Origin of the sequence: Aneurinibacillus uraniidurans (assembly GCF_028471905.1) — a bacterium.
Taxonomy (GTDB): domain Bacteria; phylum Bacillota; class Bacilli; order Aneurinibacillales; family Aneurinibacillaceae; genus Aneurinibacillus; species Aneurinibacillus uraniidurans.
Genome location: NZ_CP116902.1, coordinates 1,862,700 through 1,875,822, shown reverse-complemented (window position 1 = coordinate 1,875,822; position 13,123 = coordinate 1,862,700). Strand labels below are relative to the sequence as shown.

14 protein-coding genes are annotated in these 13,123 nt (G+C 44.0%); 7 read left to right on the top strand and 7 right to left on the bottom strand.

The window, feature by feature from the left end:
- Positions 1 to 75: 75 nt before the first annotated feature.
- Together PO771_RS09410 and PO771_RS09405 are read right to left on the bottom strand one after the other, a co-directional pair.
- On the bottom strand, positions 76 to 1,155 hold the full coding sequence (locus tag PO771_RS09410; protein ID WP_272563016.1) for a sensor histidine kinase: 1,080 nt from the start codon (positions 1,153 to 1,155) through the stop codon (positions 76 to 78).
- Entirely contained in the window at positions 1,152 to 1,844 is a 693-nt protein-coding gene (locus tag PO771_RS09405) for a response regulator transcription factor (protein ID WP_272563015.1), read from the bottom strand. Before PO771_RS09405 ends, PO771_RS09410 begins: the two co-directional genes overlap by 4 nt.
- 194 nt (positions 1,845 to 2,038) lie before the next feature.
- Here PO771_RS09405 and PO771_RS09400 point away from each other — a divergent pair, with 194 nt between their 5' ends.
- From PO771_RS09400 to PO771_RS09390, 3 genes are all read left to right on the top strand, one after another.
- Positions 2,039 to 2,257 (top strand): hypothetical protein, encoded by a 219-nt coding sequence (locus tag PO771_RS09400; RefSeq protein ID WP_272563014.1) that lies wholly within the window; start codon positions 2,039 to 2,041, stop codon positions 2,255 to 2,257.
- A 176-nt stretch (positions 2,258 to 2,433) separates the two neighbouring features.
- On the top strand, positions 2,434 to 2,835 hold the full coding sequence (tnpA, locus tag PO771_RS09395) for an IS200/IS605 family transposase (RefSeq protein WP_272563013.1): 402 nt from the start codon (positions 2,434 to 2,436) through the stop codon (positions 2,833 to 2,835).
- Positions 2,836 to 3,028: 193 nt separating this feature from the next.
- Positions 3,029 to 4,285 (top strand): transposase, encoded by a 1,257-nt coding sequence (locus PO771_RS09390; RefSeq protein ID WP_272563012.1) that lies wholly within the window; start codon positions 3,029 to 3,031, stop codon positions 4,283 to 4,285.
- Positions 4,286 to 4,554: 269 nt separating this feature from the next.
- Here the strand turns inward: PO771_RS09390 and PO771_RS09385 are convergent, their stop codons facing one another.
- The 3 genes from PO771_RS09385 to PO771_RS09375 all read right to left on the bottom strand — a co-directional run bounded on the left by PO771_RS09385 (position 4,555) and on the right by PO771_RS09375 (position 7,492).
- Positions 4,555 to 5,253, bottom strand: a complete 699-nt coding sequence (locus tag PO771_RS09385) for a DUF421 domain-containing protein (protein WP_272563011.1) — start codon at positions 5,251 to 5,253, stop codon at positions 4,555 to 4,557.
- Positions 5,254 to 5,421: 168 nt separating this feature from the next.
- Positions 5,422 to 7,005 carry an MDR family MFS transporter gene (locus tag PO771_RS09380; protein WP_272563010.1) on the bottom strand — a complete coding sequence of 528 codons (1,584 nt, stop codon included), beginning with the start codon at positions 7,003 to 7,005 and terminating at the stop codon, positions 5,422 to 5,424.
- A 40-nt stretch (positions 7,006 to 7,045) separates the two neighbouring features.
- Positions 7,046 to 7,492 carry a MarR family winged helix-turn-helix transcriptional regulator gene (locus PO771_RS09375; protein ID WP_272563009.1) on the bottom strand — a complete coding sequence of 149 codons (447 nt, stop codon included), beginning with the start codon at positions 7,490 to 7,492 and terminating at the stop codon, positions 7,046 to 7,048.
- A gap of 440 nt (positions 7,493 to 7,932) precedes the next feature.
- Here PO771_RS09375 and PO771_RS09370 point away from each other — a divergent pair, with 440 nt between their 5' ends.
- Complete coding sequence (locus PO771_RS09370) at positions 7,933 to 8,931, top strand: hypothetical protein (RefSeq protein ID WP_272563008.1); 999 nt, start codon at positions 7,933 to 7,935, stop codon at positions 8,929 to 8,931.
- Between the two features lie 75 nt (positions 8,932 to 9,006).
- Positions 9,007 to 9,411: a hypothetical protein gene (locus PO771_RS09365; protein WP_272563007.1), complete on the top strand. Its 405-nt coding sequence runs from the start codon at positions 9,007 to 9,009 to the stop codon at positions 9,409 to 9,411.
- 786 nt (positions 9,412 to 10,197) lie between these two features.
- On the opposite strand, the gene PO771_RS09360 is transcribed toward PO771_RS09365, so the two are convergent.
- On the bottom strand, positions 10,198 to 10,707 hold the full coding sequence (locus PO771_RS09360; protein WP_272563006.1) for a MogA/MoaB family molybdenum cofactor biosynthesis protein: 510 nt from the start codon (positions 10,705 to 10,707) through the stop codon (positions 10,198 to 10,200).
- Between the two features lie 87 nt (positions 10,708 to 10,794).
- Between PO771_RS09360 and PO771_RS09355 the strand changes: the two genes are divergently transcribed.
- Positions 10,795 to 11,793: a GIY-YIG nuclease family protein gene (locus PO771_RS09355; RefSeq protein WP_272563005.1), complete on the top strand. Its 999-nt coding sequence runs from the start codon at positions 10,795 to 10,797 to the stop codon at positions 11,791 to 11,793.
- 3 nt (positions 11,794 to 11,796) lie between these two features.
- On the opposite strand, the gene PO771_RS09350 is transcribed toward PO771_RS09355, so the two are convergent.
- Positions 11,797 to 12,141 (bottom strand): thioredoxin family protein, encoded by a 345-nt coding sequence (locus tag PO771_RS09350; RefSeq protein ID WP_272563004.1) that lies wholly within the window; start codon positions 12,139 to 12,141, stop codon positions 11,797 to 11,799.
- Positions 12,142 to 12,307: 166 nt separating this feature from the next.
- Here PO771_RS09350 and PO771_RS09345 point away from each other — a divergent pair, with 166 nt between their 5' ends.
- Positions 12,308 to 13,117 (top strand): DUF2935 domain-containing protein, encoded by an 810-nt coding sequence (locus PO771_RS09345; RefSeq protein WP_272563003.1) that lies wholly within the window; start codon positions 12,308 to 12,310, stop codon positions 13,115 to 13,117.
- Positions 13,118 to 13,123 lie beyond the last annotated feature (6 nt).

Genomic DNA, 13,123 nt, shown 5'->3' with positions numbered 1-13,123 from the left:
TCGTACCGTCCTTTCTATCCTCAAGAATTTCATATGTAAAGGATAGCAAGAACTTATGTAGATCTTATGAAGATCCTACTGGTTTTTTGGCAGAAGAATAGAAACTGTAGTTCCCTTTCCTTGCTCACTTTCTATTGCTACTTGTCCACCATGAGCTTCCACTAACCGTTTTACAATGGTTAATCCGATGCCTCCTCCGCCATATTTGCGATTTCGCGATTTATCTACCCGATAAAATCTTTCGAACACAAAAGGAATTTCATTCTTTGCCATGCCGATTCCTGTATCGACGACAGACATTATCACCTGTTCTTTTTCTTCATATACTTCGACTTGAACACTCCCGCCAGGCGAGGTGAACTTTAACGCATTTGTTAACAAATTAATGAAAATCTGCCCGATACGCTGTCGATCTACGTCTACTAAAATGGGCTCTCCATCTCCTAGATTCAATTGTACATCTTTCTGAAGATAGGCGGCCTTCACCGATGAAATGGCTTGACGAAGAATCTGGCGTACATCCTCTCTCTGAAGATGAAGGCTAAATTCTGGTGATTCCATATAAGTCAGTTCTTCTAAATCCCCAACAAGATGAATGAGTCTTTCAATCTCTTCGTAACAGGAGTGAATACGCTCAGGCGTAGGTTCCCAAATTCCATCCTCGAAAGCCTCCATATGACTTTTTAATGTGCTTAACGGAGTGCGAAGTTCATGAGCAATATCAGCGGTCATCGTTTTACGCAATTCCTCTTGCTTTTGTAATTGCTCTGCTAGATGATTTAACGATTGTCCAAGATCAGCCAATTCATCGTGCCCTTGAATAACAACGCGAGCGGCAAGGTCTCCTTGTCTCATCTGCTCAGCCGCTTGGCGCATGTCTGCTAAAGGAGTAATAATGCGTTTTGTTACAGAAAGACTTACGAAAATGGCTACTAAAACAGCTCCGATTTCTGTAAAGGTAATGGATTGGATCATAGCTCGTTCAAAATGAATATTCAAGTGGGAAAGAAAAGGAACTCCCTCAGGTATTTGCTGCAAAAACATCGTAATGTGATAGTGCGTGACAAAAATGAGAATGACCGTAGCGATTACTAGAATTCCTGTTACCATTCCAATAAAGATAAAAGCGAGTCGAGCTCGTAATCCCCTGGTCATCCGTGATCACCTACAAATTTATAACCTGTTCCATACACCGTACAAACATATTTCGGTTGTTTCGGGTCAGGCTCAATTTTTTGGCGTAAATTCTTAATGTGTTGGTCAATCGTTCGTGCATCCCCTTCGTAACTATACCCAAACACTTTTTCAATTAATTCTTCTCTTGTAAAAGATCGTTGAGGATGGCGGGCCATGACCACAAGAAGTTTATATTCATTCGGTGTCAAATTAATCGAATCCCCATGTTTAACGATCATTTGTTGAACCGTATCAATGACCAACTCTCCGTTAGAAAATGAAATGCGATCAGCCAATAAGTTCTGTTCGCTGGAACGACGCAAAATGGCCTTTATACGAGCTACAAGTTCCCTCGGACTAAATGGTTTAATCACATAATCATCGGCACCTAATGTAAGTCCGATTACGCGGTCTTCCTCCGCGACTTTTGCGGTTAACATTAGCACAGGGACAGAAGATATTTTCCGGATTTGCTGACAGACTTCCTCGCCAGAAATATCGGGTAACATCAAATCAAGGACGACAAGATCTACTGCTTCTTCTTTGACCACTTGCAAAGCACTGCGCCCCGTTTGAGCTTCTACTGTTCGGAACCCTTCTCTTTCTAAATAAGAAACAACTACTTCACGAATCTTTTCTTCGTCATCCACAATAAGTATAGATTTCATGCTCCCCAACCTCCTGAGTCAACCAGACAAAAAACCTTGGAAGTAATTCTATCCTATCTTTACTGTAATTCAAACTTATGTAGAAACGATGAAGGTACTCATACAACATGTGCCATATACTTAGAGTAGGCTGATAGTGGATACGAAAAAACAATGATCAGGTGAACATTGACTACAGTAAGAGGGGAGAATATATGATGTCTCAAAATGACAGGCAATCTGAACCTTCCCAATCTAAAATTGAAATTTCACCTACAGAAGACTTGATGCGGGAACATGGCATGTTAAAAAGACTTCTCTTACTTTATGAGGATGAGGAAAAACGATTACGTGGGTATAAGCTGCTTCAACCACATGTGGTCTATCCTGTTATTCTGCAAACCGCTACCATTGCAAGGAATTTTATGAATTAGCCGAGAACACTCGTGATTTTAGTCATGAGTGTTCTCGGCTTCGGACAAGGCGTGTCTTTTGACACGTCAATTGTCCGATATATGTTAACTCACATACTGATAAAAATACTGAGATTTAGTAGTAACAGCCTAAAAAATCTTTTGCCATATGTTATCCTGTAATTGAGGTGGATAGCATGGCAGAAGTCAAACATGGTAGAGGATATGTGTACGCTATCCAATACCATATTGTATGGTGCGTGAAATATCGCCACAACGTGTTACTTGGCGGTATAGATATACGATTAAAGGAAATACTCAATCGAATTGCTACAGATAATGGTCTCACGATTTCAGAAATTGAAAGTGATTGTGACCATGTTCATCTCTTGGTTGACTGTAATCCCCAACATTCAATTCTGAATATCATCAAAGCGTTAAAAGGCATTTCAGCAAGGTTGCTATTTAAAGAGTTTCCCCAGCTAAAAAAGAAGTTATGGGGAGGGAATCCTTGGAATCCTTCTTACTTTGTGGCAACCGTAAGTGAACATACGGAAGCGCAAATACGACAATATATTCGTACTCAACAAAAGAAATAGCGAAAGGAGCTGAACCTAGATGGCAACGCCAACCTATGTGCTTACGTTGCCTTTACAAGTTGAAACATGGCAAGAACACATCTTGGAAAAACGCTTACACATTGGGCGAACGATCTACAATGCCTGTCTAGGTGAAGCGTGGCGTAGATACAAACACATGACACGTAACCCCAGATATTGGGAAGCGATTCGCATGTCAAAAAGCAAAGAACGAAATCAACTTTTAAACCAATTCAAAGAACAATATGGTGTGCGTAAATTCGACTTAAATCGGTACGTTCAAGGAATGGGACGTACGTTTAAGCAAAATATCGGTTCTCAAATGGCTCAGAATATCGCGGAACGTGCGTTTCAAGCCGTTGAGAACGTCATGTATGGGAACGGTAAAAAAGTACATTTTTGTTCAGTCGGTCAATTCTTTTCGTTAGAAGAAAAGACAAACAAGACCGGTTTTCGATACTTCCCCGAAAACAAACGCATGGAATGGCTTGGACTTATCCTACCTGTCATTCTTACCGATCATGATGAATACGCACATCGTGCGCTTCAAGATAAAATCAAATATTGCCGACTTGTAAAGAAAGTGATTCGTGGGAAAAATCGTTACCTCGTTCAATTTGCGTTAGAAGGTTTTCCACCAAAAAAACGCAATCAGAACTACTCCAACGATGAAAATGCTCGTGTCGGATTAGATATTGGCACATCCACACTCGCCATTGCTTCTGAAAAGGAAGTGAAGCTACTTGAGCTAGCGGAAGGTTTGGCAGTAGATGAACGTCAAAGACGTATGCTACAACGTACGTTAGACCGCAGGCGCCGAGCGAATAATCCAAACAAGTACAATGCCGATGGCACCAGTACCAAATCAAATCGAGAGAAATGGATTCAAAGTGAAAACTACAAGAAAACACGGCAAGCGTTCGCTGAAATGAGTCGAAAAATTGCGGATAAGCGCAAGCAATCACACAATCAACTGGCGAATCATATTCTTTCGTTAGGGTTGGACGTCCGAGTTGAAACCATGAATTTCAAAGGACTTCAAGCAAAAGCAAAGAAAACAGAACGTAGCGAAAAGACAGGACGATACAAACGTAAAAAACGGTTTGGAAAGTCAATAGCGAACCGTGCGCCATCTATGCTTCTTTCGATTATCGACAACAAACTAAACTATTTCGGCTTACAGTTAAAGCGGATTGACACCACTAAAGTGAAAGCCAGTCAATTTGAACACTTCACCCAAACGTGCGTGAAGAAAAAACTCTCAAAACGTTGGAACCACTTTGAGCAAGGGGATGTGCAACGTGATTTGTATAGTGCCTTCCTCATCATGAATACAAAAGACAATCTACGTGAAGTAGATGTTGGACGAGCCAATGAAACATGGAACAACTTCTTTAGTAAGCACGAACAAGAAATGGAACGAATGAAACAGTTGACAAGAAACAACTAAGCAGTATCGGCTTGTAAAACCTCGATACAAAAGGGTTTTGAACCGAGCCCACAGGACGATAATGGCAGCACTCGTTGCCTTGTCCATGAAAGTCTAAGGGAAATAGCTTAGTGGCTGATGTCAGCCGAAAACTCGTTTTCGGTCATTCAGACGAAGGCTGAATGAAAGTACCTTAGAACCTCGTGACTTTAGTCATGAGAGGTTCAGCACAATATACACCTCATTCTTTGTGAAAATAGATGGGGACAGCCTCACCATTTGACAGCACACTAGTCCTTACTAACAAAAAGAGAGCCATCTTTTTGAATTTCTGCATAAAACACCTCTTCTACAGACTGAATTCCATGTTTTTTCAGTTGAGCCTGTACCCACGCTTCCGTTACGTGTAATTCTTGAAGGTTTTTTTTTACGATTTTACCATCGGAAATGATTTCAGATGGAAGAAAGACCGATTTTGGGGTAGGAATCGCCAGATCTTTTTTGGTGACGGGCTGGTGTTCTTCCTTTTTGAGTATACTTACCTGACCGTCTGGTTCTAAAATGGCATAGTTAACGTCCTGCATGCTAAAAACCCCTTGCTTTCTAAGCATCATACTTAAATCATCTAGATTTAACCTGGCATGTTTCAATGATTGTTTTCGTATCTTTCCTTCCTTAATCAGAATGATCGGTTGACCATCAAATAAAACTCTTGCAGACGGTGATGTAAGCCCAATATAGGCAATCAAGATCGCTAAACAGGACCACCAGATTAAGCTAGTTAGTCCGTTTAAAAACGCGGATTCACTCCTACCCGCAATATCTGCAGCAATGGAGCCAATGGTAATTCCTGTGATATAGTCGAAAAAGGTAAGCTGACTTAGTTGTTTATTCCCTAAAATCCGAGCCAATGTAAGCAGCACAAAAAAAGTAAGCGTTGTCCGCAGGATCATCTCCCAGAAATCCACCTGCAAAAGCTCATGTATCATCACGGCTACCCCCGTATCATTTTGTTTTTAGCATGGTTTTGTTAGAGGTAGATTATGTAATCTTATCCACCTTATTCTCCTGACAGAACCCACGTATCATACGGTAACCAAATAAAAAACAAGAACCTCGTTAGCTATCCAACGAGGTTCTTAATTTAAAACGAAGATTTACTTAAGTTTGATTGGCTTAAGGAACAAGGTCATCAAAGCCCCTAATACAACAAAAATTAATCCATACTGGAAAACGCTGTGCAGGGCATCAACTAATGTAGATTTTAGAACAGGTATCATCATATGCTGGATGTCCTGTGGAATTTTTGCCAGCGTTTCAGGACTAAGCAGCATCGAATACAGTCCTTGTGGTGATTGCTGAATCATACCTTCAAATTGCTCCACCATACCATGAGCTTGCGGTGGAAGTTTTTCCAAAGTAGGAACTAACTGCTCCGTTAATAAATAGGACGAACGATGGTTCATGACAGAGCCTAAAATGGTCATCCCAAACGTCCCTCCGATTTGACGGAAAAATTGACTGGATGAAGTCACGACGCCTAGTTGAGACTTAGGAAAACTTTCTTGAAGAGCCAACGTAAGAACTGGCATCACAAGCCCCATTCCTAAACCTAGAACAGCCATAAAGCTCATCGCAACTACTTTCGTTGTGTCGATCCCCATTGTGGATAGCAGCCAGAAACCTAGCGCCATCACAACCATCCCAACCATAACTTGCGTTTTCACGCCGATTTTTCGAACCAATCGACCACCAAGAATACTCATCAACATCATTGACAGCATCATAGGTACCATCATCGTTCCCGATTGGGATGCACTCATCCCGATAATCCCTTGCATAAATAAAGGAACAAACATAATGGCACCAAACATCCCAACTGACATGAGGAACCCGATTCCGTTTAAAACCGAGAACGTTTTGTTTTTAAACAGATGCATCGGAAGAATCGGTTCACTTGTTTTGGATTCAATTACACCAAAACTAATGAGAAACACAACAGCAAGAGCGAACAAAGAAATGATTTGCCAGGAAGCCCACGGATAGTCTTTTCCCCCAAAGGTCAAGGCAAGAAGCAAACTGACGACACCGACAATCATCGTGAACATACCCGCGATATCGAATGTAACAGGTCCTTCAAGTTTTTTATTTTTCAATCCCATACTAATGAGAATGACAGCAAGAATTCCTACAGGCATATTAATATAAAATATCCATCTCCAGTTGGCTGCATCGACAATCCAGCCCCCTATTTGCGGACCGACAATGGATGAAAGTCCAAATACAGCCCCAAAAACTCCCTGCCATTTCGCTCTCTGGGCACCTGTGAAAATATCCCCAATAATCACCATTGCCATCGGCATCATTACACCGCCGCCGATTCCTTGCAGACCACGGAAAATGATGAGCTGGGTCATGGAATTCGCCATGCCGCAAAGCGCGGAGCCGATCATAAAGATAATAATCCCGGTTACATAAACAGATTTCCGACCAATTAAGTCTGCTAATTTACCGGCGATTGGAACAACGGACGTAGATGAAAGCATATAGGCTGTTGTGAGCCAGGTCATCAAGCTAAGTCCACCGAGTTCACCGACGATTCGCGGCATTGCGGTTCCGACAATCGTATTGTCCAGCGATGCAAAAAGCATCGCGACTAAAAGACCTGCGATTAAAATCCCCCGGTGCCTTGTACTTTCATTGTCTTGTTCAAGCGGTTTCGATGGTGTTTCTTCTATCATGGTGTATCACTCCATTCTTGTTGTAAGATTCCCCATTCACTTAATGAATATCTTCCTCTGTAGCGGCAATCCGGGCCAATTTCTCATAAATAGCAATCAAGCTTTCCAACTCATCTGCCTCTAAATGCTTGAAATATTGAGAAATGATTTCGAATCGTCTTTGCTTGGCTTTTTGTAAAACCTCTTTTCCTTCCTCCGTTAAATGGATAAAAACAACTCTACGATCATTTTCATCCCGGTCTCTACTCACTAACCTGTTTTTATACAACCGTTCAATCATGACTGTGATTGCACTTGGCTTTACACCCATTTTGGATGCCATTTCTGTGACCATAAATTTTTCCTTTTTCGAAAGGAGATGGAGAATATAAAATTGTGGTCCTGTTAACCCTAATTCTGCATCCCCTGAAAGTTTCGGTCCTAAATGACGCATAAACGAGACGTAAGCACTTTCTAATCTTTCGATGCTTTTCTCAAATTTGCTCATATGACATATTCACCCTTTGCCGCCTACTATTTAGATAACCAAATATTTAACGTGTTTAAATATAATGCATGTTAAATAAAAAAGCAAATCGCAATGCTCATTATTAAAAAGTCCTTTACATTTGGAAAACACAGGTAGGCCTGTCCAGATCCAATGTAAAGGACTTTTTTAATTCTGTGTAACGTTCTCGTTTTGTATAAACCGCGTACACCTAATGTTCTATCATCCCCCCTCCCCCAGTCCGTCTGCTTCCAGCGCATGCAGAAGCGGGTACAACAGCCCTTCCTTCACAAAATTATCAGGAATTTAATATGAAAACATTGCACTTGCCACATTTCACTACATATCATATAGTATTTTATGCCTGAACATTTTCTTATAGCGATATAAAATAATGCTAAAGAAACAGGTTATAAAATCCTATACAATCAAAGGAAGTGATGAAACTGAAACGTACTGCTTATCGTCTCTTATTACTTAGCTGTGTACTAGTCGGTGGAAGCAGCTCGGTTTATGCGGGTATCGAGCCCAGGTTCGCTGATCCAGTCCAACCGAGATTTGCTGATCCGGTAGAACCGAGATTTGCTGACCCAATCGAACCTCGGGTTGCTGATCCGGTAGAACCGAGATTTGCTGACCCGATCGAACCTCGGGTTGCTGATCCAGTCCAACCGCAACTCCCCCCTGAACCTCAACCTTCTCCTACACCAACGGTAAACCCAACAACACCAACTCAACCTACACAAACACCTGCTCCATCTACAGGGAAAGTAACCGTATTGACGGTTTTGGAATCTGGAGTGACGAATTATGGAAGATCAATCCAAACAGGAAAAGTATTAGGCGATTACTTTTATATCACATTTACAGACTATAACCGGCAGACCGGTGAATTCGGCGGAACCATTGACTGGAAGCAATATGGGATTGTAGACACAATCAAAGGCAAGGTCAAAGGCGATACATTAGTATTCAGCCAAATAAACGCTAATCGCGTAAAAAGCATCATTACCGTACGAGTAACAGATAGCAACCACCTGAGCGGCACGTGGAGTATACCGGGCACAACAACTACAGGAACGATAAAATTTACGATTAACCCGAATGATGTGTCCCATTTGCTGCATACGTACAAAATATTCGTACCGAGTTCGTACACTACAGTGGAGACATATGATTCGTACATTACCAAAACAAGTGCCGGAGCACGTAACGGCAGCGTTACGATTAAAAGCGATGGCACCTACATTTGGAACAGCGCAGTAGATGGAAAAGTGATCAAAGGAAAATGGACGAAAAGCAAAGATATCTCATCTCCCCTTATCCTGCTTAAAGGTGAACAAGGACATGATTGGAAAGTAGGAGAATCTGTCCACAGCGGTGCCGACATCGTTTTATGGGATGGGGTCAGCTCACAAAAAGCCGATCTGGTAAAATAGAATTTCAGACACTTCACTGGAGGGAAATGGTAATATATAGGGAGAAAGAGTGAAAAGAAGGAGCGATTCGTAACGATGACATTCGTCCAAAAATGTACGCACTTTTGCTCACAGGCATTTCCTATAGTTGTTCTTTTTTCGTTTTTTCCCTTCCAGCTCTTGTGGCGGATACTTTGTGGATTTGATGAGCCACCAGGCCCTGCTGCTGCCTGGTGGCTTGCTCTGCTTAGTCTATTGTATCTGTTCATTTGTCGGGCGTATATTCGTTGGCAGTACCGCATTTCCTCTATACGCACACTTTTTTGCTTTGCAGCTATGACCGTTCCCGTCTTCGTATTCTGGCTTCATATTCCACCCGGAAACAGCTATGGACCGGAAGCATCCATTCTCGTCTGGATAGATTGGATTTGTCTTTTGACACCGACTGTTGTACTCAGTATGCTAGCGGCGTATATTGTGCGTACTATATATGAAACCTAAAGAACGGAAAAGGTAATGGTCGTTTCCGTTCTTGTCTCCCCAGTCATGTAAGAAGAGGTTGTCTCAAAAGCTGTAACATAGCAGTTGAGGCAGCCTCTTTCTTTTCTTGGGGGACGGTTTTATCCAATGTATGGTGGAGGAGCGGGATCGGGCGGGGCCTCGTCACTTCGGTACGCTTGCTATGAAGTAGGGACTGTCCGCTCCAGGTGCCAGGTGAACTCGCCCACAAAAGATTTCCGTGATGAATTCACATCGAAGCATTGTGGGCAAAGACCCGTTCTCCTGTCCCCTTCCGCTAAGTAGGCGCGTACAGGCGTTCCGCTGCCCCGCCCGATCCCGCTCCTAGCATACTTTGGATGAAAATCATCAAGAATAATCAAAATGCTGAGCTTTGCTATGCAGATAAAAAATAAGGAAGCGATCTTGCGAAAAGCCAGTGGCTACCGAGCACATCCATTCTGGCGGCGAGAGTCTTTTTGTAAACCAAAACGTTGTGCGGGGAGTGGGAGAAGGGAGGAGCACGAGCGCCTGTACGCGCCTACTCAGCGGAGGGAGAACGACGAACGATCCTTTGCCCGCAACCCTTCAGCGAACGAGCATCCTGTGCTTTTCTTTGCGGGCACGTTCGTCGGGCTCCCGGAGCGGACAATCACCACTTCCCTGCAAGCGTACCGAAGCGAACAGCTCTTCCCTTCTCCCACTCCCTCACCACCACACGTTGTCGATTCTACAAAAAAGAGACTGTCCAGTCCGCCACGTTCTGGCTTTTGGGACAGCCTCTTCTACTCACTGCTTATAAATCTCTCGTATCACATGCCCAAGCTCTGGAATGATGAGCTTACTCATCGCCAGCCGCACCGCACCGGATGAACCTGGCATCGAAAACACTGCGCGATCTTCATACACTCCGGCAATCGCTCGGCTAAGAATAGCCGCTGACCCGATATCCTCTGTATAGCTCAACATCCGAAAAATCTCTCCAAATCCCGGCAGCTCCTTATGCAGCTTCGAAGCGACCACTTCTACCGTCACATCCCGCTTCGCAATGCCTGTCCCACCATGTAAGAGAATTGCCTGTACAGCATCGTCTGTGACCCCTGCTTCGATCGCTTCATGAATCATAGCGCGCTCATCTTTCACAATCTCATAGCGGGTCACTGCATGCCCTGCTTCTTCAAGGAACTGTCGAATAAGCTGCCCGCTTTTATCCGTCTCCTTATTCCGTGTGTCGCTTACGGTAATAATCATACAGCCGATCGATTTCGGCGCTTCTTTTTTATGCTCGGTTACTGACATCCCTACATCCTCCTATAAAAACCGCTACGTTACATAACAATACTATGGTAAAATATTTGTGTACATTTACAGAACGAGGAAGCTTGTATGCTCTATACCATTACCCCCGGTTTTCATCTCACATTGCCCGAAAAATGCGGCGTGTACATCTATCGCGACAAAGATGAAAACATCATTTATATCGGAAAAGCAAAAAATCTAAAAAAACGAATCTCCACCTACTTCTATCAAAATAAACAGCACACAGCCAAAACAAAGCGAATGGTGCATGCAGCACATACAGTAGAAGTACGCTATACCGGCTCTGAACTTGAAGCACTCCTGCTTGAAGCACGGCTGATTCGCCGTCATCTTCCTCTTTATAATCGGGCGCTGCGCAATTACAAGGCCTACCCGTTCCTCGTGCTTCGCACCGATCTTCCGGCTCCATATGTCGAAGTGTCACGTGATATGGTGCATGAAGGTGCTATGTATTTCGGTCCCTATCACAAGACAGGCTGGTTGGACAATGCAGTGGATGCGCTACATAGCTGGCTGAAACTCAGACGCTGTCCGGGTCCACTCCCGTCCTCATCCTGCCTGTATGCCGATCTTGGTCAATGTCTCGCCCCGTGCATCACAGCAGACAAGAACGACATATATGACGACCAAGTCAAACAAGCTCGCGCAATTCTTGATGGTAATCCAAACATGCAGCAGCGGCTGGAAGTGCTGCGTGACGAAGCGGCGGCTGATCTACGCTTCGAGGAAGCCGCACGTATCCAAACCCTTCTCAATCTCGCTACCTATAACAGTCGAATTACCCGCTCTATCGCCCACCATCACGCACTCGTCGTCTCGTATGATGCGGATGTCGGCTGCACCGGACTCATTATCGTCCACGGTCGCCTGCTTCATACACTACATGCCTCTGAGCGGACAGTTGATATTCTGCGCACGATGCAGCAGGAAGCAAACGAATTATACAAAAAGACAGTTGGAACACTAGCCGCACCATCTGTCGAAGAAGTAGACGAAATGCTTATCATCGCGTCCTGGCTTGAATGCCGGGCGCAGGAGCTGGACATGTACCCGCTTGGTCCGTAATCTCTACTGGCCAAGCGCACCTGCTACCTGTACAGCACGGTCTAGAAAATGTTCAATCTCCGTCCGCGTTTTTCCAGCGCGGCTAACAAACCGGATAAGCTCTTCTCCCTTATAAAACACGACAAAGCTCGGAATCCCAAAAATGTTCAGCTGCTCTGAAAGCTGCGGCAGACGATCCCGATTCACACTAATCATCGTCATCTGCTCACGATATGTATCTTCAAGCTCTGGCATGAACGGATCGATCCTATGGCAATCTGGACACCAGTCTGTATAAAACTTCGCCACAATAAGACGACCAGACTGAATCTTTTCATTGAACTGTGCTTCTGTTTGAATTTCTTTCATCGTAATTCCCTCCTCAAATCGGATACGTTCCTCATTTTACGGCTTTCTGCTGCTGAACACAATTGGCGAACATGTCGCATCTGTATGCAAAATGTTCGCGGGCGACGACTTTTCCGGCCTTCCCTGTCATACGCTTATACCATTATGAGATGACGGAGGGGAAAACATGTCCAGTCTGTTTGTCAGCCGTTCACTTGCCGACATCCGGTTCTGGAGCCGGATGATGAAAGAACACACGATCTTTTTACGCTTCGGCTTTACCATTGATCAAACGCAGTACGCCGAGGAAGCGGACCGCTTTCGTCAACTGTTTGAGGAGATTGAACAAAAAAGCATGGCCTTCGATGAAAAAACCGAGCCTGAAAAAATGGCCCGGTTTAATATGGAAGTATATCATGCAACTGCGCACCTGTGGACGTTTAAACGGCGCATGCTGGAATATGTACTTACTGGCCAAATGGTCTGCCACCATCCCCCACTATTTTTTGATCATCTCGCCCGGGAAGCGGCTTATTTCATGCGACGACTCGAATATTTAAACAAAGGAACGATCGAGCCACCTGGTGATGCCATTATAAACGAAACAATTTTTTATCTTCGCGTAATGAGCGATCATACTCGTCTGCTCAGCATACGGATTGATCCGAGCGAGCGTGACCTGCTAGCGGAAACAGCCGATTTTAGCTATCAGTTCGACCAGCTGCTGTTTCAGGCAATCGATATGGAATCCATGCGCCCGGCCTCACAAAATAAAGCACTGCTAGAGTCCTTTCTCTCCCGCAACCAGACACCCATCACCTCACTATGTGAATTCAAGCAAAGTGTGTGCAGCATGATCGAAGATAGCCAGGTGCGTCACGCGCTGCCATTTCTGCTTGCCGATCATATGCTGAGGGAAGCAGAATATTTTCGTGATGTGCTAGACGGATTCAGCAAGCATGTCTCTGACATGCAGCCTAGCTTTCCTACTTTGTAAGGCATT

Bases quoted from the DNA above. Each gene is read 5' to 3' on its own strand.
- PO771_RS09400 (WP_272563014.1), top strand. From the start codon at position 2,039: ATGATGTCTCAAAATGACAGGCAATCTGAACCTTCCCAATCTAAAATT.
- PO771_RS09380 (WP_272563010.1), bottom strand. From the start codon at position 7,005: ATGATAGAAGAAACACCATCGAAACCGCTTGAACAAGACAATGAAAGT.
- PO771_RS09350 (WP_272563004.1), bottom strand. From the start codon at position 12,141: ATGAAAGAAATTCAAACAGAAGCACAGTTCAATGAAAAGATTCAGTCT.
- PO771_RS09405 (WP_272563015.1), bottom strand. From the start codon at position 1,844: ATGAAATCTATACTTATTGTGGATGACGAAGAAAAGATTCGTGAAGTA.
- PO771_RS09355 (WP_272563005.1), top strand. From the start codon at position 10,795: ATGCTCTATACCATTACCCCCGGTTTTCATCTCACATTGCCCGAAAAA.
- PO771_RS09410 (WP_272563016.1), bottom strand. From the start codon at position 1,155: ATGACCAGGGGATTACGAGCTCGACTCGCTTTTATCTTTATTGGAATG.
- PO771_RS09345 (WP_272563003.1), top strand. From the start codon at position 12,308: ATGTCCAGTCTGTTTGTCAGCCGTTCACTTGCCGACATCCGGTTCTGG.
- PO771_RS09385 (WP_272563011.1), bottom strand. From the start codon at position 5,253: ATGATACATGAGCTTTTGCAGGTGGATTTCTGGGAGATGATCCTGCGG.
- PO771_RS09390 (WP_272563012.1), top strand. From the start codon at position 3,029: ATGTCAAAAAGCAAAGAACGAAATCAACTTTTAAACCAATTCAAAGAA.
- PO771_RS09370 (WP_272563008.1), top strand. From the start codon at position 7,933: ATGAAACTGAAACGTACTGCTTATCGTCTCTTATTACTTAGCTGTGTA.
- PO771_RS09365 (WP_272563007.1), top strand. From the start codon at position 9,007: ATGACATTCGTCCAAAAATGTACGCACTTTTGCTCACAGGCATTTCCT.
- tnpA (WP_272563013.1), top strand. From the start codon at position 2,434: ATGGCAGAAGTCAAACATGGTAGAGGATATGTGTACGCTATCCAATAC.
- PO771_RS09360 (WP_272563006.1), bottom strand. From the start codon at position 10,707: ATGTCAGTAACCGAGCATAAAAAAGAAGCGCCGAAATCGATCGGCTGT.
- PO771_RS09375 (WP_272563009.1), bottom strand. From the start codon at position 7,492: ATGAGCAAATTTGAGAAAAGCATCGAAAGATTAGAAAGTGCTTACGTC.